The organism is Burkholderia sp. AU18528 (assembly GCF_002223215.2).
Classification (GTDB): Bacteria; Pseudomonadota; Gammaproteobacteria; order Burkholderiales; family Burkholderiaceae; genus Burkholderia; species Burkholderia semiarida.
On the sequence record NZ_NKFC02000007.1, the window covers coordinates 457,989 to 479,552 of the forward strand.

23 protein-coding genes are annotated in these 21,564 nt (G+C 67.9%); 10 read left to right on the forward strand and 13 right to left on the reverse strand.

Features of this window, described 5'->3' with window-relative positions:
• Positions 1–33: 33 nt before the first annotated feature.
• From CFB52_RS28835 to CFB52_RS28855, 5 genes are all read right to left on the reverse strand, one after another.
• Positions 34–1,599: a GMC family oxidoreductase gene (locus CFB52_RS28835; RefSeq protein WP_099318144.1), complete on the reverse strand. Its 1,566-nt coding sequence runs from the start codon at positions 1,597–1,599 to the stop codon at positions 34–36.
• Between the two features lie 187 nt (positions 1,600–1,786).
• Positions 1,787–2,755, reverse strand: coding sequence for a helix-turn-helix domain-containing protein (locus CFB52_RS28840; protein WP_060011764.1), 969 nt, complete (start codon positions 2,753–2,755; stop codon positions 1,787–1,789).
• A gap of 203 nt (positions 2,756–2,958) precedes the next feature.
• Positions 2,959–3,753, reverse strand: a complete 795-nt coding sequence (locus CFB52_RS28845; RefSeq protein WP_059581320.1) for a hypothetical protein — start codon at positions 3,751–3,753, stop codon at positions 2,959–2,961.
• 155 nt (positions 3,754–3,908) lie between these two features.
• The gene (locus tag CFB52_RS28850) at positions 3,909–4,856 is read right to left on the reverse strand and encodes an aldo/keto reductase (protein ID WP_099318145.1); all 948 of its coding nucleotides are present in this window, start codon (positions 4,854–4,856) and stop codon (positions 3,909–3,911) included.
• Between the two features lie 347 nt (positions 4,857–5,203).
• Positions 5,204–5,824: a LysE/ArgO family amino acid transporter gene (locus tag CFB52_RS28855; protein WP_059581314.1), complete on the reverse strand. Its 621-nt coding sequence runs from the start codon at positions 5,822–5,824 to the stop codon at positions 5,204–5,206.
• 113 nt (positions 5,825–5,937) lie between these two features.
• On the opposite strand from CFB52_RS28855, the gene CFB52_RS28860 reads away from it, so the two are divergent.
• A complete protein-coding gene (locus CFB52_RS28860; RefSeq protein WP_059581311.1) occupies positions 5,938–6,831 on the forward strand; it encodes a LysR family transcriptional regulator ArgP in 894 nt (297 codons plus the stop codon).
• Positions 6,832–6,891: 60 nt separating this feature from the next.
• Here CFB52_RS28860 and fnr read toward each other — a convergent pair whose 3' ends face one another.
• From fnr to CFB52_RS28875, 3 genes are all read right to left on the reverse strand, one after another.
• On the reverse strand, positions 6,892–7,638 hold the full coding sequence (fnr, locus tag CFB52_RS28865) for a fumarate/nitrate reduction transcriptional regulator Fnr (RefSeq protein ID WP_059581308.1): 747 nt from the start codon (positions 7,636–7,638) through the stop codon (positions 6,892–6,894).
• 103 nt (positions 7,639–7,741) lie between these two features.
• Entirely contained in the window at positions 7,742–8,209 is a 468-nt protein-coding gene (locus CFB52_RS28870; protein WP_059581304.1) for a universal stress protein, read from the reverse strand.
• A 477-nt stretch (positions 8,210–8,686) separates the two neighbouring features.
• Entirely contained in the window at positions 8,687–9,094 is a 408-nt protein-coding gene (locus CFB52_RS28875) for a DUF3005 domain-containing protein (protein WP_059581302.1), read from the reverse strand.
• A gap of 278 nt (positions 9,095–9,372) precedes the next feature.
• Here CFB52_RS28875 and CFB52_RS28880 point away from each other — a divergent pair, with 278 nt between their 5' ends.
• Both CFB52_RS28880 and epsC read left to right on the forward strand, forming a co-directional pair.
• Complete coding sequence (locus CFB52_RS28880) at positions 9,373–9,606, forward strand: hypothetical protein (RefSeq protein ID WP_006480138.1); 234 nt, start codon at positions 9,373–9,375, stop codon at positions 9,604–9,606.
• Between the two features lie 137 nt (positions 9,607–9,743).
• Positions 9,744–10,664 (forward strand): serine O-acetyltransferase EpsC, encoded by a 921-nt coding sequence (epsC, locus tag CFB52_RS28885; protein WP_059581299.1) that lies wholly within the window; start codon positions 9,744–9,746, stop codon positions 10,662–10,664.
• 44 nt (positions 10,665–10,708) lie between these two features.
• Here the strand turns inward: epsC and CFB52_RS28890 are convergent, their stop codons facing one another.
• The 3 genes from CFB52_RS28890 to CFB52_RS28900 form a co-directional block, all read right to left on the reverse strand.
• Positions 10,709–11,512 (reverse strand): SDR family oxidoreductase, encoded by an 804-nt coding sequence (locus CFB52_RS28890; protein WP_034203083.1) that lies wholly within the window; start codon positions 11,510–11,512, stop codon positions 10,709–10,711.
• Entirely contained in the window at positions 11,512–12,147 is a 636-nt protein-coding gene (folE, locus tag CFB52_RS28895; protein ID WP_059645050.1) for a GTP cyclohydrolase I FolE, read from the reverse strand. The genes CFB52_RS28890 and folE overlap by 1 nt, the downstream gene beginning before the upstream one ends.
• 96 nt (positions 12,148–12,243) lie before the next feature.
• A complete protein-coding gene (locus CFB52_RS28900) occupies positions 12,244–13,170 on the reverse strand; it encodes a LysR family transcriptional regulator (RefSeq protein WP_099318146.1) in 927 nt (308 codons plus the stop codon).
• 116 nt (positions 13,171–13,286) lie between these two features.
• Between CFB52_RS28900 and pobA the strand changes: the two genes are divergently transcribed.
• The 7 genes from pobA (at position 13,287) to CFB52_RS28935 (ending at position 20,330) form a co-directional block, all read left to right on the forward strand.
• Positions 13,287–14,519, forward strand: a complete 1,233-nt coding sequence (gene pobA, locus CFB52_RS28905; protein WP_060968134.1) for a 4-hydroxybenzoate 3-monooxygenase — start codon at positions 13,287–13,289, stop codon at positions 14,517–14,519.
• A 144-nt stretch (positions 14,520–14,663) separates the two neighbouring features.
• Entirely contained in the window at positions 14,664–15,380 is a 717-nt protein-coding gene (locus tag CFB52_RS28910) for a 3-oxoacid CoA-transferase subunit A (RefSeq protein WP_034205770.1), read from the forward strand.
• Between the two features lie 69 nt (positions 15,381–15,449).
• Complete coding sequence (locus tag CFB52_RS28915) at positions 15,450–16,106, forward strand: CoA transferase subunit B (RefSeq protein WP_006482308.1); 657 nt, start codon at positions 15,450–15,452, stop codon at positions 16,104–16,106.
• Positions 16,107–16,194: 88 nt separating this feature from the next.
• A complete protein-coding gene (locus CFB52_RS28920; protein WP_099318147.1) occupies positions 16,195–17,568 on the forward strand; it encodes a 3-carboxy-cis,cis-muconate cycloisomerase in 1,374 nt (457 codons plus the stop codon).
• Positions 17,568–18,353 carry a 3-oxoadipate enol-lactonase gene (gene pcaD / locus CFB52_RS28925; RefSeq protein WP_099318148.1) on the forward strand — a complete coding sequence of 262 codons (786 nt, stop codon included), beginning with the start codon at positions 17,568–17,570 and terminating at the stop codon, positions 18,351–18,353. Before CFB52_RS28920 ends, pcaD begins: the two co-directional genes overlap by 1 nt.
• Positions 18,354–18,362: 9 nt before the next feature.
• The gene (pcaC, locus tag CFB52_RS28930) at positions 18,363–18,749 is read left to right on the forward strand and encodes a 4-carboxymuconolactone decarboxylase (protein ID WP_059581279.1); all 387 of its coding nucleotides are present in this window, start codon (positions 18,363–18,365) and stop codon (positions 18,747–18,749) included.
• A 222-nt stretch (positions 18,750–18,971) separates the two neighbouring features.
• Positions 18,972–20,330 carry an MFS transporter gene (locus CFB52_RS28935; protein WP_060968130.1) on the forward strand — a complete coding sequence of 453 codons (1,359 nt, stop codon included), beginning with the start codon at positions 18,972–18,974 and terminating at the stop codon, positions 20,328–20,330.
• 130 nt (positions 20,331–20,460) lie between these two features.
• Here the strand turns inward: CFB52_RS28935 and CFB52_RS28940 are convergent, their stop codons facing one another.
• A complete protein-coding gene (locus CFB52_RS28940) occupies positions 20,461–20,709 on the reverse strand; it encodes a hypothetical protein (RefSeq protein ID WP_060317524.1) in 249 nt (82 codons plus the stop codon).
• Between the two features lie 108 nt (positions 20,710–20,817).
• The gene (locus CFB52_RS28945; protein ID WP_059581272.1) at positions 20,818–21,435 is read right to left on the reverse strand and encodes a LysE family translocator; all 618 of its coding nucleotides are present in this window, start codon (positions 21,433–21,435) and stop codon (positions 20,818–20,820) included.
• Positions 21,436–21,564 lie beyond the last annotated feature (129 nt).

Genomic DNA, 21,564 nt, shown 5'->3' on the forward strand with positions numbered 1-21,564 from the left:
CGGCGCGGTGGGGTGCAGCGCACGCGCATCGCGTCACGCTGTCAGCATGAACTCGGCGCAGCGCTCCGCGATCATGATCGTCGGCGCGTTCGTGTTGCCGGACACGATGCGCGGCATCACCGAGGCATCGCAGATTCGCAATCCGTCGACGCCCCGCACCGCGAGACGCGGCGTGACGACCGCGTACGCGTCGCTGCCCATGCGGCACGTACCGGCCGGGTGATAGACGGTTTTCGCGCGACGCCGCACGTAGTCGGCGAGTGCGGCATCGGTCAGCGGCTCGGCTTCGCGGACGATGCGCGCGAGCGACGGCGCGCGGAGGATCCGCCGCGCGAGCGCGACGCCGCGCACGAGGCCGTCGACGTCGGCCGGATCCGACAGCGCACCGCTGTCGAACTGGATCGGCGCGGCCGGATCGTTGCCGCGCAGCCGAACGGAGCCGCGCGAGCGTGGGCGGAGCAGGCACGGGTTGATCGACAGGCCGTGGCCGGGCAGCGGTTCGCGGTCGACGTCGCCGACGAGCGTCGGCAGCACGTGGAACTGGATGTCCGGGCGGCCGCTGCCGGTGGTGTCGACGAACGCGCCCGATTCGACGACGTTCGACGTCAGCAGGCCCGTGCGGCACATCAGCCATTGCAGCCCGTGCCGCAACGCCCGCCACCCGCGATCCTCGCCCAGCAGGCTGATGGGCGCATCGCTGCGGCCGTAGATCGATACCTCGAGGTGATCCTGGTAGTGCGCGCCGACGTCGCGGCTGTCGTGCAGCACGTCGATGCCGTGCGCGTGCAGGTGCGCGCCGGGGCCGATGCCCGACAGCATCAGCAGCTTCGGCGTGCTCAGTGCACCGGCCGCGAGCACGACGTCGGCGCGCGCGGCGGCCGATCCCGTCGCGCCGCTCGCGGTGCACCATTCGACGCCGCTCACGCGGCGGCCGTCGAACCGGATGCGCGTCACGCGGCAGCCTGTCAGCACGCGAAGGTTCGGATCGGCGATCGCGTCGGCCAGGTAGGTGGCCGCGGTGCTGCCGCGCTGCCCGTCGAAGATCGTCGTGTGATAGAAGCCGACGCCATGCTGCGCGGCGCCGTTGAAGTCGTCGTTGTACGCGATGCCGGCTTCCTGCGCGGCCTTCACGAACGCGAGGCTCAGCGGATGCCGAAAGCGCGTGTCGCCGACCTTCAACGGCCCGTCGGTGCCGTGGTACGGCTCCGAGAGCCGCAGATGCGATTCGGCGCGCTTGAACACGGGCAGCACGTCGTCCCATCCCCACCCGGTGCAGCCGAGCGCGGCCCAGTCGTCGTAGTCGTCGCGCGTGCCGCGCACGTACAGCATCGCGTTGACCGAGCTGCCGCCGCCGAGCGTGCGGCCCTGCGGCACGTAGGTCTTGCGTCCCGCCGCGCCCGGCTGCGGCTCGCTCTCGAACGTGACCGTGCGTTGCGTGCCGAGCACGCGGATGAACGTCGCCGGAATCCGGATGAACAGGCTGTCGTCCTTCGGGCCGTCCTCGAGCAGCAACACGCGCCGGCCGGCCTTCACCAGCCGGTGCGCAACCGTGCAGCCGGCCGAACCGCCGCCGACGACGATGTGGTCGTACGTCTCCATCCCGCTTCTTCTCCTGGCTGTCGGGCGGCGGAACGAGTGCCGCCGCGCACGAAGTCAGCTTAGCGAGCAGGTTGCGGCCCCATTTGCCCGAGGCGGACGCCGTGCTTGCCTCGCCGGGACATCGCAACAAGCGGCGGTGTGAGCGGGAAACGGGCCAACGCAAGCCCGTTATTGGCGTGAACGGACCCTAGCACGCCGCGGCCGGCGCGCGTGTGTCGCTCGGTGTCTCGCCGAACCGCGCGCGATAGCTGCGGCTGAAGTGCGCGCTGTTGTTGAAGCCCCAGCGGAACGCGATCTCGCTGACCGTCAGGTGCCTCAGCGACCGGTCGCGCAGGTCGGCGCGGCAGCGTTCGAGCCGCCGCGCGAGGATGTAGCGCGTGAGCGGCATCCCCTCGATCTCGAAGACGCGCGCGAGCTGGCGCGGCGACAGGTTGATCGCGCGGCTGACCGACCGGCTGTCGAGGTCGTCGTCGGCAAGATGGCTGTCGATGAACGCCTTCGCGCGCGACAGCGTGTGGACCGTCGACTTCGTCGGCGACGCGTCGCCGTCGTGCAGCCGCAGCATCGACTGCACGAGATCGAGGATTGCGGCGGCGCGCCGTTCGCGCGCGTCGGGCGTCGGCTCCGGCGGCGCGGCGAGCAGCGCATACACCTGCCGCACGGCCCACGACGCGACGCCGTCGCCGCGGTCGATCTTGACGAGGCTGCGATAGCGCCACGGGCCGACGCGCGCCTCGAACACGTCGCGCGGCACGTCGAGCACGGTCATCGCCATGTCGGCGGGAAAGCCGTGACCGTACGGCATCGACGTGTCGTACAGCACGAGGTCGCCGGGCCCGTGCTGCATGCAGTCGACGTCCTGGAACGTATAGCCGTGCCCCTCGTGCATCAGGCAGATGAAGACGGCGTCGCGCTGGTCCGCGTGGATGTTGTGCGGCGTGCGCACGACCGCGTGCCGGTTCGCGACGATGTCGCATGCGCGGAACAGCCCGAGATCGCGTCTGCGCAGCGACGCGTCGATCCCCTCGGACGACCTTCCGCTGCATTCGATCCGCACGAGCGTGCGCGCGACATGGTCGACCCAGAAGTCGACGCGCTCGGCGCCGCGTACGGCGCGCGTCGAGATCGTGGCGATCTCCGTGCTGGTGTCCGGCATGACGTTCTCCCGATGACGGCCCGAGCGGGGCAGTCTCGGGCACGCCGAACGCCGCGGTCAATCCGTGAAAGACCCGGGGCACGCGCGTAATGCGCTTGCAGCGGGGCGCGGCGGGCGGTTGCGTGGCCGATGTCCGTCCAGGTCAACGAAAGCGGCCGTGCGAGTCAAGACGCGTATGCGGCTTTGGGGCAGGCGTTGCCGGCTTACTTCGACTTCGATGAAGACGACGGCAACCCGAGCGGCACGTCCTCTGTGTAGCCCATCTTGCCGCCGCGGAACTCGACGCTCACGTGGCCCGGCCGCTGTGCGTCGGCGACGTTCGCGTAGATCGACGTCATCACCATGCCTGCGTCGCAGTCGAGCGCGATCGTGCGATCGACGCGGCCCGTCGCGATGTTCACGGCCCGCAGCGACTGCATCGCCACGCCGCACTTGTCGGACAGCGCGTAGACGCCGACCAGCATGTGCGTCTTGGTGCGATACCACATCGGGATATCGACGCTGCCGTCGAGCTGCGGGTGCCGGTCGTCGGTGTCGTTCAGCCGCCCGCCTTGGCTCAGCGTGATCGGCAGCGCGTTGCGGCCGTCGTCCCACGTGCCGGTCGCCGTTTTGCCGACGACGTTCAGCACGATCGGGCAGGGCTTCGGCCGTGACGGCGACGCGGCCGGCACGACCGGCGAGTCGGCGTTAGACGCGGGCGACGAGGCTTCGCACAGCGTCAGGCGGCCGTCGGACTCGCGCTGGCCCCGCAGCGGGATCGGCTTGCGATGCGTGTCGTAGTAGTAGCTGCCGTCGACGCGCCAGCGGCCCGCGTCGTTGCGGTTGAGGGTGTCGTAGGTCTGCAGCGACACGTGCACCGGCGCGTTGCCGATTGTGCCGGTGTAGTTCGCGATTTCGTACCAGCCCGCGAACGACACGGCCGGTGCGCAGGCGAGCAGCGCGGCAATCGTTGCGGCGAGCGGACGGGCATGCCGGGAGCGGCGGGCGAGGTGGATCATCGGTGGTTTTTTATGCGACGTGGATTCGGCGCGAAGAATCCCGATCGAGCTGCGCGGCCATCGGATGTCCGCCATTGTATCCATCCCGCGCGCATCGCAGGCAGGCCGCAGAACCGCAACGCCGTTTTCCCGGTCTGCCTGCCGCCGCCACGGACTCACGGCGCGCTGGCTTCGTCGATCTGGCGGATGTCGTCCTGGTCGAGCGTGACGCGGATCGCTTCGCCGAGCAGTTCGAGCTGCTCGAGCGACGTCGCGCTCGCGATCGGCGCGGTGATCGTCGGCCGCGCGATCTGCCATGCGAGCGCGATCGCGGCCGGCTGCGTGCCGTGCTTCGCCGACACGGCGTCGAGCGCCGCGAGGATGCGCAGGCCGCGTTCGTTCAGATAGCCGGCGACGCGATCGCCGCGCACGCTCTTCTTCAGGTCGGCCTCGCTGCGATACTTGCCCGACAGGAACCCGCTCGCGAGCGCGTAGTAGTTGACGACGCCGAGCTTCAGGTCGCGCACGACCGGCTCGAGATCGCGTTCGTAGTCGGCGCGGTTGAGCAGGTTGTATTCCGGCTGGATGACCTGATACACGGGCAGCCCGTCGCGCGCGCTGATGGCGGCGGCTTCGCGCAGGCGTGCGCCGCTGTAGTTCGACGCGCCGATGATGCGCACCTTGCCCGCTTCGATCAGCGTTTGATACGCGCCGAGCGTTTCTTCGAGCGGGGCCGTGTCGGCGAGATCGCGGTGCGAGAAATACAGGTCGATGTAGTCGGTCTGCAGGCGGCGCAGCGAATCGTCGGCGGCCTTCAGGATGTTGTCTTTCGACAGCCCGGCACGCGCGCCGAGCATGCCGACCTTGGTCGCGATCACGACCTGCTCGCGCTTGCCGGAGCGCTTCAGCCACTTGCCGATGATCGTTTCCGATTCGCCGCCGTGGTTGCCGGGAACCCACGCCGAATAGACGTCGGCCGTGTCGATGAAGTTGATGCCGGTGTCGGCGAGCGCGTCGAGCAGCGCGAACGATGCGTTTTCATCGACGGTCCAGCCGAAGACGTTGCCGCCGAACGCGAGCGGCGAAACCTGGATGCTGGACGTGCCGAGGGTGCGATGTGCCATGTTCCTCTCCGATAACTGCGGGTAACGGGATTGAACTGCGGGATGGGTCGAGGCGATCGCGGCGGGACGGCAGGGTGCGCGGTGCGGTTCCGCCGTGGTCGCGGGACACCGGACATTCTCGCCGATCGCTTCGATTCGTGCAGGCGGCGCGCCGCCGCGATGGTGGACGGTTTGCGGCAGATGGCGGATACCGTGTCCGCTACGTGAGCGCTCCGTGCGGCTGCGTTCGATCGGGAGCGAATTTTTTGCGACGGGGTGCGCGACGGAAGGAGGCTGACTGCCCCGGTATTGCAGCGGAGGGGGGGAAGACGGGCGGCAGACCGCCGCCCGTGCGCGGGACGGTTCGGTCAGCGCAACTGCACGGCCGCGAGAAACAGCACCATGCCGCCGATCGCGCCATCCAGCACGCGCCACGCGACCGCCTTGCGGAACCACGGCGCCAGCAATCGCGCACCATAGCCGAGCCCGAGGAACCACACGACGCTGACCGTCATCGCGCCGATCGCGAACGCGAGCCGCGCGCCTTCCGGCTCGCGCGCGCCGGCCGTGCCGATCAGCAGGAACGTGTCGAGATACACGTGCGGGTTGAGCCACGTGAACGCGAGCGTCATCAGCACGATCGCGAGCGCGCCCTGCGGCGGCGGCGCGACCGCGTCGCCGCGCACGTCGAGCGTGTCGTGGCCCGGCTTGAACGCCCGGCGCAGCGCGTTGATGCCGAACCACGCAAGGTACGCGAGGCCGACGTACAGCACCGCATGAACGAAGGTCGGATAGCGCTCGACGAGCGCCGATGCGCCGCCGACGCCCGCGCCGATCAGGATCATGTCGGACACCGCGCACAGCAGCACGATCTTGCCGACGTGCGAGCGCATGATGCCCTGGCGCAGCACGAACGCGTTCTGCGCGCCGATGGTGACGATGAGCGACGCGCACAGTGCGGCGCCGTGGGAAAAAGCGAGCCAGTTCATGATTGGGGGGGAAAGCCGTGGAAGCAGTGGACGAACGAATCGGGTAGCGGTAGTCTGCGATCAGCACGGAAATAAGAGAAGCTAAATCACCTAATGCGGATTAAGGAAATCTAATGCTCGACTACGCGTTGCTCGATGCCCTCGCGGCCGTGATCCGGCACGGCTCGTTCGAGCGGGCGGCCAAGGAGCTGAACGTCACGCCGTCGGCCGTGTCGCAGCGCGTGAAGCTGCTGGAGGAGCGGGTCGGCAGCGTGCTCGTCAAGCGCGGGCAGCCGTGTGTCGCGACCACGTCGGGCGCGCTGCTGTGCCGGCATACCGAACGCGTGCAGTTGCTGGAAGCCGAACTGGGCGGCCGGATGCCGGCATTGCCGGGCCAGATCGCGAGCGCGTGGCCGACGTTGCGCGTGGCCGTCAACGACGACAGCGTCGCGACGTGGTTCATCGACGCGGTCGGGCCGTTCTGCACGGCGCGCGAGACGCTGCTCGACCTCGTGATCGACGATCAGGATTACACGGCGTCGCGCATTCGCGACGGCAGCGTGCAGGGGGCGGTGACCGCACAGGCCGAGCCGATCCAGGGGTGCCGGTCGGAGCGGCTCGGGCGGATCCGCTATCGCGCGGTGTGCTCGCCGGCGTTTTACGCACGTTATTTCGACGCGGGGATCACGCGCGATGCGCTGCGCCGCGCGCCGTGCGTGATGTTCAATCCGAAGGACGGGTTGCAGGCGCGTTTCATCCGGCGCGTGACGCGCGCGGATCTCGATCCGCCGCAGCACTGGATACCGCACGTCGCGGGTTACCTGCGCGCGTGCGAAACGGGATTGGGATGGGGGATGTGCCCCGACCGGATGGTCGACCGCCAACTGGCGGCGGGCGAGTTGATCGACATGTCGCGCGGGCGAACCATCGACATCGATCTGTACTGGCAGAGCTGGCGTCTGTCGATCGGCTGGCTCGACGATTTCAGCGCGGCGCTGAAGGCGCGTGCCGCGCTGTTTCTCGATTGACCGGCGGCGTCAGGGCGTCACGCAGGCGGCGCGCGTGGTGCCTGCGCGCGCCGTGCGGCGTCAGACGTGCTGCAGGCCGTCGAAGTCGACGATCTGCACGTGGCGGCCCTGCATTTCGATCAGGCCGCGCTTCTGGAATTTCGACAGCGTGCGGCTGACCGTTTCGAGCGTCATGCCGAGATAGCTGCCGATGTCCTCGCGCGTCATCCGCAGGTTGAATTCCGACGGCGAGTAGCCACGCTTCAGGTAGCGCGACGAGACGTCGAGCAGGAAAGCGGCGACGCGCTCCTCGGCGTTCAGCGAACCGAGCAGCATCGTTTGCGACGTTTCGCGCACGATCTGTTCGCTCATCAGCTTGTGCATGCGCAACTGCATCGAGCCGGCTTCCGAGCACAGCGCCTTGAGCGCGCTGTACGGAATCACGCACACCGAGCTGTCTTCCAGCGCGACCGCGGTGCGCGGGTGCGTATCGTCGCAGATGCCGTCGAGGCCGAGCGCTTCGCCGGCGAGGTGCAGGCCCGTGACCTGTTCGCGGCCGTCGTGGCGCGTCGCGACGGTTTTCAGCGAACCCGAGCGCACCGCGTACAGGTTGTCGAATGCGTCGCCTTCGCGAAACAGCGCTTCGCCGCGCTTGACCGGGCGAGCCGCGCAGATGACCGACTCGAGGCGGCTGAGCGCTTCGGGCGCCAGGCCCTGCGGCATGCAGAGGTGCCGCATCGCGCACGACGAGCAGTGTGCGGCCTGGCGGGGAGCCCAGCTACCGGTATGGGCCGTGGCGGCGGGGCGGGTGGCGACGGGCGTCAGCATGATCGTTTACTCCGGCGTTGAATCGACGAAATCATTGTCCCACCGCAAGTTGCCGCTGTCGGGTGACAAAACGTCGCGACCGGCCGCGCGTGCCGAACGCCGCTCACGCAGCCGGCTCATCCGCGTTGGCGGCGGCCGGGATCAGCAGCACGGGCAGCGTCGCGTGGCGCACGCATTGTTCGGCGATGCTGCCGAGCACGAGGCGGCGGAAGCCGCGGCGGCCGTGCGTGCCGAGCACGAGCAGATCGGCGCCGAACGCTTTCGCGCCGTCGAGGATCAGCGACGATACGTCGTTGAGCGACGTCGCTTCGTTCAGCCGCGTTTCGCCTTTCACGCCGGCGGCCTGCATCCGCTTCGCGAAATCCTGCGCGAGCGCGTTGCCCTGTGCGACGAGCTGATCGCGCAGCACGGACGGATCGTAGCCGGGCACGTTGTAGTAGATCGCGGCGTTCTCGACGACGTAGAACGGCTGCAGCTCCGCGCCGTGCGCTTTCGCGAGCGCCAGCGCGGCGTCGAACGCGTGGCGGGACGTGTCGCTGCCGTCGACGGCAACCAGAATACGCTTGTACATAGTGTCTCCGAGTGGCGGGTTGGAACGAAGTCGGCCGGATGGCCGGTCGGGCCGGGCAATGCGCGATGCTGCGAGGCAGAGTAAACCAACGGGCACGATCGTGCAGCGAGGTGTCCGCGCGTGCCGCGCTGCCCCTGTTCAGCTCGTGAACGGACATGCGGTGGCCGCCTCATTGGCGAAAACGCATGCGCGCGCATCGACCCGGCACGGCGATCACGCCGATGCGCCGCACGTATCGCCATTCAATCGCAATCGCGTCGGGGCGCCATGACTTCGGTCAATGCATGTGCGTCGATGCGATGCGCGGCATGCATGAATTGCGAAGTCCGATGCCAATGCGCGGCATCGTTCACTTCGGCATCGTGCGAGCGAGTATCGACGTGCGGTCCGGTCGCACGCGCCAATGCACCGCCGTCGATCGCCGTCGGCGGCCGACGGCGATTCCCAAACGAACGATCGATTCAAACGCCGCGCCGGCTATTTCGGCACGGCCGTCAGCTCGATGACACGCTCCGGCCGGCGGCCGTGGCCGGGCCAGTACGCGCTGCCGTACATCCGGTGCACGGGACCGAACGGCGCGTCGCCCGCGGGCGGCGTGTCGAAGCCTTTCTCGATCACCACGTAGCCGGCGCGCAACGCGAACGCCGGATGGTTGCCGTCGGGGCGGCTGTCGAAACCGGCGAGGCCGTCGCCGGCTTCCGGCATCGCATTGACGAGCGACGCATTGCTGCGCGTGACCTGGTCGGGCGAGATCGGCCCGGCCCCGGCGACGCGCGCGGCTTCGCGGTTCTTGCCGTCGGTATCGACCGTGCTGTCGTGGGTGGCGTCGTTGTCGAGTTCGATGCTGCGCGGATGCGCACGGCCTGTTTGAGCGGATGATTCCATCGCGGCTCTCCTGGCGGCGACACGCTCCGGATCGAAGCAAATCCCGTTCCGGGCACGACGGGAAAAGGCGCGCGGGCGATCGCCGCGGTCGCGCGGCGCGCACTGATTTGTCATGATTTATTTCAGCTAGAAGACGCGTTTTCTACAGAGTATGATTCTTTTCCTGCGAAGCGGCGACAGGGGATGAAGTCTCGCCGCCTCTGCCCGCGCCGGGGCGCCGCAGCACCCTCAAAGACGGGTAGCGAACAACAAAGCAAGGGACTAGAGGTGGCGGACTCATGCAAGCGACTACTGCCTTCACGCACCGCGGTTATCTGTTGAATTGCGCGCCCGCACGCGCCAGTGACGGTTCGTTCAAGCCCTACGTCGTGATCTCCCGATCGAGCGACGGGGAACTCGTGGCGAACCGTTTTTTCCCGATCGAGCTCCAGTTCAACGACGAAGGCGACGCGATCGCGCACGCGCGCGACTGGGCCGTGCGCTGGATCGACGCGAGCAGCATCTCGATGTGATGCCGTCGCGCGCGTACGGCGTCGGCCGTCCGGCCGATCCCCGGGGTGCCGCTCGCGGACAAAAAACGCGGTAATCTTGCGGAACCCGTCACTTTATTAGCGGCCGCTCGACCGAGCGCGGCTGCCCGCTTTGGCCTATGTCGACATCAGCCGCCCGTCAATGGGGCCTCGAAGAAATCGTCGCCGGCTTGCGCGAATCGCGCGAGGAACTCCATCGCACGCGCCATCCGCGTGGCATCCGCGAACTGCCGTCGCGCGATGCAATCTGCAAGATTGTGACCGGCCTGCGCGCGTCGATGTTTCCGACGCACTACGGCGCGCCCGACCTGACCGACGAAAGCGTCGACTACTACGTCGGCCATACGCTCGAAAGCACGCTTCGCATCCTGTCCGAGCAGATCCGCCGCGCGTTGCCGTTCCTGCCCGAGCACGTCGATACGCCGTTCGCCGAGCTCGACGAACGCGCGTTCGAGATCGCGCGCGAATTCGGCCGGCAGTTGCCGGCGATCCGCGCGCTGCTCGTCAGCGACATCCAGGCCGCGTACGCGGGCGATCCGGCCGCGCAGCACATCACCGAGATCCTGCTGTGCTACCCCGGCGTGTTCGCGATGATGCACCATCGGCTCGCGCACGCGCTGCACCAACTCGGTGTGCCGTTGCTCGCGCGGTTCATCAATGAAATCGCGCATTCGGCCACCGGTATCGACATCCATCCGGGTGCGCAGATCGGCCCGAGCTTCTTCATCGACCACGGCACCGGTGTCGTGATCGGCGAAACCGCGATCATCGGCGAGCGCGTGCGCGTGTACCAGGCCGTCACGCTCGGCGCGAAGAGTTTCCCCGCCGATGGCGAAGGCGCGCTGGTGAAGGGCAATGCACGGCATCCGATCGTCGAGGACGACGTGGTGATCTATGCGGGCGCGACGATTCTCGGCCGCGTGACGATCGGGCGCGGCTCGGTGATCGGCGGCAACGTGTGGCTCACGCACAGCGTGCCGCCCGGCACGAGCGTCGCGCAGGGCAAGGTCCGCGAAGGCGGGAGCGCCGAGAAGCCGTAACGCGGCGGGCGGCGCGCCCGGTTCCCCGGCGCGCGCCGCATGCGTCAGTGCTTGCCGTCCGGCGAGCGGTGCTTGTACAGCACGTCCTGGTCGACGCGGATCAGGTTCTGGCCCGCATCGACGACGAAATCCACGCCGTTGTACGCATTGCCCGTCAGCAGTAGGATCGCGCTTGCGACGTCGTCGGGGCCCGCGATGCGCGCGAGCGGTGTCGAGGCGCGGCTCGCGTGTTCGAAGTCGGCTTGCGTCTGGTCATCGCTCGGCAGCATCAGCCCCGGGAATACCGCATTCACGCGCAGCACCGGCGCGGACGACAGCGCGAGCATCTGCGTCAGGTTGCCGAGCGCGGCCTTCGCGACCGTGTAGCTGAAATGGTCGCGGTGGAAGTTTTCCTTGATCTTCTGGTCGACCACGTTCACGACGACGCCCTGCGTGCCGGCCGCGCGGGCTCGCTCGTAGAACGCGCGCGTGAGCAGGATCGGCGCGCGGCAATTGACGGCCCATGCCTGGTCGAACGCCGCGAGATCGAAGCTCGGGAAATGGTCCTGCCAGAACACCGACGCGTTGTTGACCAGCACGTCGAGACGCCCGAAGCGCGCGTAGACCTGGTCGATCAGCGCGGTGATCTGCGCGGCATCGGACAGGTCGGCCTGCAGCGCCGCCGAATCGTGCCCGCGTTCGGCAATCGCGCGGGCGGCGGCCTGCGCGGCATCGGCCGAACGGTCGTAGTGCACCGCGGTGCGATAGCCGTGCGCGGCGAAATACTCGGCGAACGCGCGCCCGGCCCGGCGCGCGGCGCCGGTCACGAGCACGACGGGCGCGTGCGCCGTTTGCTTCGTCTGCTCCATCAGGTATTCGTCAGGTTGACCGAGGAAGGATTCGCGACGATCGACAGGAATTCGCGACGCGTCGACGGATCGGTGCGGAACGTGCCCAGCATGCGCGACGTGACCATCTCGACGCCCGGCTTGTGCACGCCGCGCGTCGAGATGCACTGGTGCGCGGCTTCGAGGATCACGCCGACGCCCTTCGGCTGCAGCACGTCGAACAGCGTGTCGGCGATCTGCACGGTCATCTTTTCCTGGATCTGCAGGCGCTTCGCGAATGCGTCGACGAGGCGCGCGAGCTTGGAGATGCCGACGACGCGATGGTTCGGCAGATACGCGACGTGCGCGCGGCCGATGATCGGCACCATGTGATGCTCGCAGTAGCTCTCGAAGCGGATGTCCTTCAGCACGATCATTTCGTCGTAGCCGTCGACCTCGCTGAACGTGCGCGCGAGGATGTCGCGCGGCTCCAGCGCATAGCCGGCGAAGAACTGCTCGTATGCGCGCACGACGCGTGCGGGCGTGTCGAGCAGGCCTTCGCGCGCGGGATCGTCGCCGGCCCAGCGCAACAGCACGCGCACGGCGTCTTCGGCTTCTTCACGGCTCGGCCGGGAGGCGACCGCCTCGGGCTGCGCGGATTTCTTTCCCTTACCCATCTAGTGGCTCCATCGAAGGCCGCCTGCGGCGGCCGATATCCGGGCATTGTTTCATGCTTTTGCCGGCCGTGCGTGCGGGCCGCCGCGCGTGCTTCTTCACTTCGGCCATTCGTCCTGCTCGTCGTTGAACAGCGTCGCGACGACGCCGCGCAGCCACGCGGTGCGCGGGTCGTTGTGGTACTTGCGGTGCCAGTGCTGCTTCAGGTCGAAGCGCGGCAGCGCGAGCGGCGGCTCGACCGGCACGATGAACGCGTGCTCGGCTGCATACGCATAGCCGATCGCATGCGGCACCGTCGCGATCAGGTCGGTGCGGCTCAGGATGAACGGCAGGCTCATGAAGTGCGGCGTCTCGAGCACCGCGCGGCGCTGCATGCGCTGCTTCGCCAGATATTTCTCGAGCACCTCCTGGCTGCGGCCTTCGGCGCGCACCACCGCGTGTCCGCACGCGAGGAACTGGTCGACCGTGAACGGCGGCGTCTGCTCGAACGGATGGCCGCGTCGCATCAGGCAGACGAACCGGTGCGTGAACAGCCGCTGCTGGAAGAAGTTGTTGCCGTCGAGATCGGGGAAGTAGCCGACCGCGAGATCGATCGACCCGGCCTCGAGGCCGCGTCCGACTTCGTCGTGCGCGAGCGAGACCGAACGCAGGTTCGCGTGCGGCGCATGCGTCGCGAACGCCTGCAGCAGCTTCGGCAGGAACACGATCTCGCCGACGTCCGACAGCGCGATCGAGAACGTATGCGTGCTCGCGGCCGGATCGAAATCGTGCGGCGCGACGAGGCCGCGCTCGATCTGCGCGAGCGCGTCGCGGGCGGCCGGCAGCAACGCGAGCGCGCGCGGCGTCGGCTCCATCCCGCGCGACGTGCGCACGAACAGCGGATCGCCGAAGTACTCGCGCAGCCGGCCGAGCGCCGTGCTCACGCGTGGCTGGCTCACGCCGAGCAGGTCGCCCGCGCGGCTCACGTTGCGAGCGTCGTCGAGGGCGACGAGGTAGGGAATCAGGTTCAGATCGAGCGCATCCATCGCCGGGCCGGTATCTCCAGAACGTATACAACATATCTCCTGAATCGCGTTGCCGCATAGTCGGGAAAGCGCTGAAATGTGTTTCATTACTCGAACCAATGTTCTGGAGACGAACAATGCGCACCCAAGTCGCGATCATCGGCGCCGGTCCGTCCGGCCTTCTGCTTTCCCATCTGCTGCGCCTGCAAGGCGTCGATTCGATCCTCGTCGAAGCGCGTTCGCGCGAATACTGCGAGAACCGCATCCGCGCCGGCGTGCTGGAGCAGGGCACGGTCGACACGCTGAACGAAGCCGGCCTCGGCGACCGGATGCGCCGCGAAGGGCTCGAACATCACGGCATCGAGCTCCTGTTCGACGGCCAGCGGCACCGCATCGACCTGTCCGAACTGACCGGCGGGCGTGCGATCACCGTCTACAGCCAGCACGAAGTCGTGCGCGACCTGATCGCGGCCGGTGTCGAACACGGCCATCAGATGCATTTCGAAGTCAGCGACGTCGCGCTGCACGATGTCGAAAGCGAGCACCCGTTCGTCACGTTCAAGCACGCGGACGGCCGTGCGGACCGCATCGACTGCGATTACATCGCCGGCTGCGACGGCTTCCACGGCATCGCGCGCCAGACGATTCCCGCCGAGCGGCTGAAGACGTTCGAGCGCGTCTATCCGTTCGCGTGGCTCGGCATCCTCGCCGACGCGGCGCCGTCGCTCGACGAGCTCGTCTACGCACATCACGACAACGGTTTCGCGCTGTTCTCGATGCGCTCGCCGACGGTCACGCGCCTGTACCTGCAGTGCAAGCCCGACGAGGATCTCGCTCAATGGTCCGACGCGCGCATCTGGGACGAGCTGCACACGCGCTTCTCGAACGACACCGGCTGGACGCCGACCGAGGGCCGGATCACGCAGAAGAGCGTGACGCCGATGCGCAGCTTCGTGTCGGAGACGATGCAGCACGGGCGTCTGTTCCTCGCCGGCGACGCCGCGCACATCGTGCCGCCGACCGGCGCGAAGGGCATGAATCTCGCGGTGGCCGACGTCCGCGCGCTGTCCCGCGCGCTGGGCGCGCGCTACCGGACGGGCGACGCGACGCCGCTCGAGCGCTATTCGGCGACCTGCCTCGAACGCGTGTGGCGCGCCGAGCACTTCTCGTACTTCATGACGAACATGTTGCACGCGTCGCCGGACGATTCGCCGTTCGTCAATCGCCTGAAGTTTGCCGAGCTGAAATACGTGACGCGCTCGCGAGCCGCCGCGCAGTCGCTCGCCGAAAACTACGTCGGCCTGCCGTTCGAAGACGCGACGGCCCCCGAGGGAACCCGCCTTGACAATGCGCTGTGCGCGCCCCTATGATCGGCTCATCGTTCGCTAATCGAATCTAGGTTCGATTAGCGAACAAATGCCGAGGGTCGACGAAGGCCTCCGGCGCGGCACGCGGCACGCGCGTGTCCCCTCGACAGGCCGCGCACGAGCCGCGGGTTCGCATCAGGAAGAGACATGGTCAACAAGATTTTCGAATCGCTTCAGTCGGCGGTCGCCGACGTCCACGATGGCGCGACAATCATGATCGGCGGTTTCGGCACGGCCGGCATGCCGTCGGAGCTGATCGACGCGCTGATCGAACAGGGCGCGCGCGACCTGACGATCGTCAACAACAACGCGGGCAATGGCGAGACGGGCCTCGCGGCGCTGCTGAAGGCGAAAAAGGTGCGCAAGATCATCTGTTCGTTCCCGCGCCAGAGCGACTCGCAGGTGTTCGACGCGCTGTACCGCGCGGGCGAGATCGAGCTGGAGCTCGTGCCGCAAGGCAACCTCGCCGAGCGCATTCGCGCGGCGGGCGCCGGCATCGGCGGTTTCTTCACGCCGACGGGCTACGGCACCAAGCTCGCGGAAGGCAAGGAAACGCGCGTGATCGACGGCAAGCCGTACGTGTTCGAGACGCCGATTCACGCCGATTTCGCGCTGGTGAAAGCGTACAAGGGCGACCGCTGGGGCAATCTCGTCTATCGCAAGACCGCGCGCAATTTCGGGCCGATCATGGCCAGCGCCGCGAAGGTCGCGATCGTCCAGGTGTCGGAAGTCGTGCCGCTCGGCGCGCTGAACCCGGAACACATCGTGACGCCGGGCATTTTCGTCCAGCGCGTCGTCGAGGTGCCGCAGGCCGCGCACGCGGCCGAGCTGGCCGCCGAACACGCTGCATCGCAAGCCGCCTGACCCGCCTGGAACTTTGTATGGGACCGGAGTAAGCGCTGAAGCGCCAACTCCGGTCGACAGGAAACCGACATGAAACGACTGACCCGCGATGAAATGGCCAAGCGCGTCGCCCAGGATATCCCCGAAGGCGCGTACGTGAACCTCGGCATCGGCGTGCCGACGCTGGTGGCGAACCACCTCGACCCGAGCAAGGAGATCTTCCTGCACAGCGAGAACGGCCTGCTCGGCATGGGCCCGGCGCCCGCGCCCGGCGAGGAAGACGACGAACTGATCAACGCCGGCAAGCAGCACGTGACGCTGCTCACCGGCGGCGCGTATTTCCACCACTCGGATTCGTTCGCGATGATGCGCGGCGGCCATCTCGACTACTGCGTGCTCGGCGCATTCCAGGTATCGGCGAACGGCGACCTCGCGAACTGGCATACGGGCGCGCCCGACGCGATTCCGGCCGTGGGCGGCGCGATGGACCTCGCGATCGGCGCGAAGCAGGTGTTCGTGATGATGGAGCACCTGACGAAGCAGGGCGAGAGCAAGATCGTCGCGCAGTGCTCGTATCCCGTCACCGGCGTGCAATGCGTGAGCCGCATCTATACGGATCTGGCCGTGCTCGACGTGACGGCCGACGGCCTCGCGGTGAGCGAGATCTTCACCGACCTGTCGTTCGACGAGCTGCAGAAGCTGACCGGCGTGCCGCTGATCGACGCGACGCAGAAGGCCGCCGCCTGAACGGCAAGCGTGCCGGTGCGCGCATTCGAGCGCACGCCGGCACGCTTGGGTAGACAATAGGCGCACGCCGTTTCCCCATCTTGATGCCATGCTCGAAGACAGCGCCCGCCTGACCTCCCTGATCTGCGGCACCGAGCCGCTCAACCGGATCTGGTCGCCCCGCGCGACGATCCAGCGCATGCTCGACGTCGAGGCCGCGCTCGCGCGCGCGCTCGCCGCGCAGCAGGTGATTCCCGCTACCGCGGTTGCCCCGATCGAACGCGCGTGCGATGCCGGCCGGCTCGACGCCGACGCGCTCGCGCACGGTGCGGCGCTCGGCGGCAATCTTGCGATTCCGCTCGTCAAGCAGCTCACCGCGCAAGTGAAGGCCGACGACCCCGAGGCCGCGAAGTTCGTGCACTGGGGCGCGACGAGCCAGGACATCATCGATACCGCGACCGTGCTGCAGTTGCGCGACACGCTCGACGTGCTCGAGCCGATGCTCGACGAAGCCTGTGCGTCGCTCGCGGCGCTCGCGCGCACGCATCGCGCGACGCCGATGATCGGCCGCACGTGGCTGCAGCAGGCGCTGCCGATCACGCTCGGCCTCAAATTCGCGCAGTGGCTCGACGCGCTGCTGCGCCATCGCACGCGTTTCGCCGAGTTGCGCGAGCGTTTGCTCGTGCTGCAGTTCGGCGGCGCGGCCGGCACGCTCGCGAGCCTGCGCGAGCATGCGGCCGGCGTGAGCGCCGCACTCGCGTCCGACCTGAATCTCGCGCTGCCGGCCGTGCCGTGGCATACGCAGCGCGACCGCATCGCGGAAGCCGCGGCGTGCTTCGGCATGCTGAACGGCACGCTCGGCAAGATCGCGCGCGACGTGTCGCTGCAGATGCAGATCGAAGTGGGCGAGCTCGGCGAACCGGCGGCCGCCGGCAAGGGCGGCTCGTCGACGATGCCGCACAAGCGCAACCCGGTCGGCTGCGCGGCCGTGCTGACGGCTGCCGTGCGTGCGCCGAACCTCGTTGCGACCGTGTTCGCGGGGATGGTGCAGGAGCACGAGCGCGCGCTCGGCGGCTGGCAGGCCGAATGGGACGCGTTGCCCGATCTCGCCCGCCTGACGGGCGGCGCGCTCGCGCAGGTCGCGCAGATCGTCGCGGGCCTCGACGTCAACACCGAACGCCTCGCCGCGAACCTCGACCTCACGCACGGGCTGATTCTCGGCGAAGCGGTGATGCTCGCGCTCGGCGACAAGATCGGCCGGCTCGATGCGCACCACGTCGTCGAACATGCGTCGAAGGAAGCGGTGCGCACCGGCGCGACGCTGTTCGACGTGCTCGCGGCCGACGCAACCGTATCGGCCCACCTGTCGCGCGACGCGCTCGCGCGGCTGCTCGATCCCGCACATTACGTCGGCGAGGCGCAGGCCTACGTCGACGCCGTGCTCGCGCTGCACGCGGGCGCGAAACAACCAGGAGAACATTGATGCCTTTCGCCACTGTCAACGGCGTGAAACTGCATTACCGGATCGACCGTGCCGCGCGCGACGACGCGCCGTGGCTCGTTTTCTCGAACTCGCTCGGCGCCGATCTGCAGATGTGGGCGCCGCAGATCCGCCCGCTCACGCAGCACTTCAACATCCTGCGCTACGACACGCGCGGCCACGGCCATTCCGACGCGCCGGCCGGCTCGTACACGATCGAGCAACTGGCGGGCGACGTGATCGGCCTGCTCGACCATGTCGGCATCGAACGTGCGCATTTCTGCGGGATCTCGATGGGCGGGCTGACGGGCGCCGCGCTCGCTGCGCGCTACCCGTCGCGCATCGTGCGCGCGGTGCTGTCGAATACCTCGGCCAAGATCGGCTCGCCGGAAGTGTGGGTGCCGCGTGCGCAGAAGGCGCGCGCCGAAGGGATGGCCGCGCTCGCCGGCGCCGTGCTGCCGCGCTGGTTCACCGACGCATTCGTCGAGCGCGAGCCGCGCCTGTTCGACGCGATCCGCGACACCTTCGTGCATACCGACAAGGACGGCTATGCGGCGAACTGCGACGCGCTGAACGCGGCCGACCTGCGCGAGGCAGTGAAAGGCATCGCGCTGCCGGTGCTCGTCGTGACCGGCGACAAGGACATGTCGACGCCGCCCGACCAGGGTCGCGCGCTGGCTGCCGCGATTCCCGGCGCGCGGCACGTCGAATTCGACGCCGCGCACATTTCGAACATCGAGTGCACGGACGGTTTCAACCGTGCGCTCGTCGAATTCCTGGCTGCGTGAGGCTCTGCGATGGACGACCAGCAACGTTATGAAGCAGGGATGAAGGTGCGCCGCGCGGTGCTCGGCGATGCGCACGTCGACCGCTCGCTCGAGAACCGCACGGAGGTGACGGAGGAATTCCAGAACCTGATCACGCGCTATGCGTGGGGCGAGATCTGGACCCGCGACGGGCTGCCGCGCCATACGCGCAGCCTGCTGACCATCGCGATGATGGTCGCGCTGAACCGCGGCGAGGAACTGGCGCTGCACCTGCGCGCCGCGCGCAACAACGGCGTGACGCGCGACGAGATCAAGGAAGTGCTGCTGCAGACCGCGATCTATTGCGGCGTGCCGGCCGCGAATTCCGCGTTCCATCTCGCGGACAAGATCTTTAAAGAACAGGATGGGGCCGCCTAGGCGGGGCCGCACAAGACGGCCGGCCGAGTGCCGGCGGCGATCCGATCGCATGGCCGCTGATGCTGGCGAGCCGTGACGATCAACGAGCGCACCGGCAGCGAATCGGCGCGTGAACGAAGGAAAGGCGCGGCCACGAGGCCGCGCTTGTTGCATATATATCAATGTTGGATGCGACCGGTTCGAGCGCTGACGCGCCCACACCGGCCGACAAGGAGACAAGCGATGAACCGCACACCCGTGGTCGATGTCCAGACCTTCATCAACGAGCAGCCGTTCGGCGGCTTTCAATGGCTCGTGTTCCTCATGTGTTTCGTGATCGTGCTGCTCGACGGCTTCGATACGGCCGCGATCGGCTTCATCGCACCGTCGCTGCTCGGCGAATGGAACCTCACCAAACCCGATCTCGCGCCCGTGTTGAGCGCCGCGCTGTTCGGCCTGGCGTGCGGCGCGCTCGTGTCGGGCCCGCTGTCCGACCGGCTCGGCCGCCGCTCGCTGCTGCTCGGCTCGGTGTTCCTGTTCGGCGTCGCATGCCTGATGTCCGCGTTCTCGAACACGATCGGACACCTGACCATCCTGCGCTTCATCACCGGCGTCGGGCTCGGCGCCGCGATGCCGAACGCGGTCACGATGATGGGCGAATTCTGCCCGGACAAGCGCCGCGCGACCGTGATCAACCTGATGTTCTGCGGCTTTCCGCTCGGCGCCGCGTTCGGCGGTTTCCTCGCCGCGTGGATGATTCCGCATTTCGGCTGGCGCAGCGTGCTGGTGCTCGGCGGCGTGACGCCGCTGCTGCTCGGCGTGCTGTTGCTGCTGAAGATGCCGGAATCGGTGCGCTTCATGGTCGCGAGCGGCCAGGGCATCGACAAGATCCGCGCCACGCTCGCCCGCATCTCGCGCGACGCGCTGAACGCCGGCTCGTTCGCGCTGACCGAAGCCGCGCCGCAGACCGGCGGCAAGGGCCTCGGCGTCGTGTTGTCGCGCTCGTACATCGTCGGCTCGGTGATGCTGTGGCTCGCGTACTTCATGGGCCTCGTGATCTTCTACGCGTCGATCAACTGGATGCCGATCCTGCTGAAGGATGCCGGCCTGACGCCGAAGAGCGCGACGCTGATCTCGGCGCTGTTCCCGCTCGGCGGCGTGGGTGCCGTGCTGTGCGGCGTGCTGATGGACCGCTTCAACGCAAACCGCGTGATCGCCGTGTGCTACGCGCTGACGGCGGTGAGCGTGTATGCGATCGGGCAGGCGGCCGGCAACGTCGGGCTGCTGGTGCTGGTGGTGTTCGTGGCCGGCGTGCTGATGAACACCGCGCAATCGTCGATGCCGGCGCTGGCCGCCGCGTTCTATCCGACCGAAGGGCGCGGCACGGGCGTCGCGTGGATGCTCGGCGTCGGCCGCTTTGGCGGGATCGCGGGGTCGTTCCTCGTCGCCGAGCTGACGCGTCGGCATTTCTCGTTCGCGGGCGTGTTCGCGACGATCGCCGTCGCGGGCGTGCTCGCGTGTGTCGCGCTGCTGATCAAGCAGATGGCGCGGCCGCATGGCGTGGCGCAGCCGGCAGGCAAGATCGAGTCGCTCGGGCACTGAGCGACCGGGGGCCGGTACGTTGTGCCGGCCCAGTGATGATGGATTCGGGGCAGTTGCAAGCAGATCGACCGACGCACGACAGCAGACCAGGCCGCGTTCGCGGCCCGTCGACATTCCGGCCGGCGCACCGTTACTCTTCCGCGTCGTGTTCCTTGACGAAGGTGCGCAGATACGCGCGCAACGCGGCTTCCCGGCGGCGATGATCGTCGTGGTTCGCGGCGCCCATTTCCTCCTCGTCGCCGAACAGCGTCGGCGGCGCGCAGTAAGTGCCGACTTCGATGTTCTCGCGCAGCACGCGGATATCGTGCGTGAGCGGATGATACTCGGCGATCCAGTGCATGCCTTCGATGTGCTCGCCCGCTCTCAGCATTGGCTTCATCGGCAATCTCCATACAGAGCAGCGGCGCAACCGCCGAAGCGGTTGCACGCGCCCGTATCGAAAGGGTACGCCTGCCTCACGTGAAGCTCAACGGGCGCTTGTGAGCGCTTACTGCGGCAGCAGATGGGCGACGAGCGGATACAGCGACAGGATCAGCAGCACGGCCATCGTCACGTTGAAGACGCGCAGCGCGCGGGGATTCGACAGGAAGCGGCGCAGGCCCTGGCCGAACGCGGCCCACAGGCAGATGCACGGGAAGCCGATCAGGATGAACACGACGGACATCCACGCGGCGTTCATCCCGTAGTCGGCGGACAGGCGGACCGTCGTCGCGGCGGTCAGCACCATCATCCACGCCTTCGGGTTGACCCACTGGAACGCGGCGGCTTCGATGAACGTCATCGGCCGCGGCTTGGCGCCGTGTGCCTTTACTTCTCCCGACGTGCCGATGCGCCATGCGAGGTACAGCAGATAGGCGACGCTCGCGGCTTCGAGGACGGTGTACAGGACCGGCACGCGACGGAACGCTTCGCCGAGACCGAAGCCGACGCAGAGCATCAGGATCGCGACGCCGATGCTGATGCCGAACAGGTGCGGCATCGTGCGGCGGAACCCGAAGTTGACGCCGGACGCGAGCAGCATCGTGTTATTGGGGCCGGGCGTGATCGACGTGACGAGCGCGAACAGCATGCCGGCTGGCAGCGCGCTGAGGGTGAGGAATTCCATCGCGGATTCTCCGTTCAGTTCTAGGCTGGGATGGAGTCAGTGTAGCGACGGTTTTCTGTACAGTACCGGTACAGTTGGATTGACGAATGCCGGTACGGAGGTGCTGGGGGTGTTCAGATATTGGTTCTC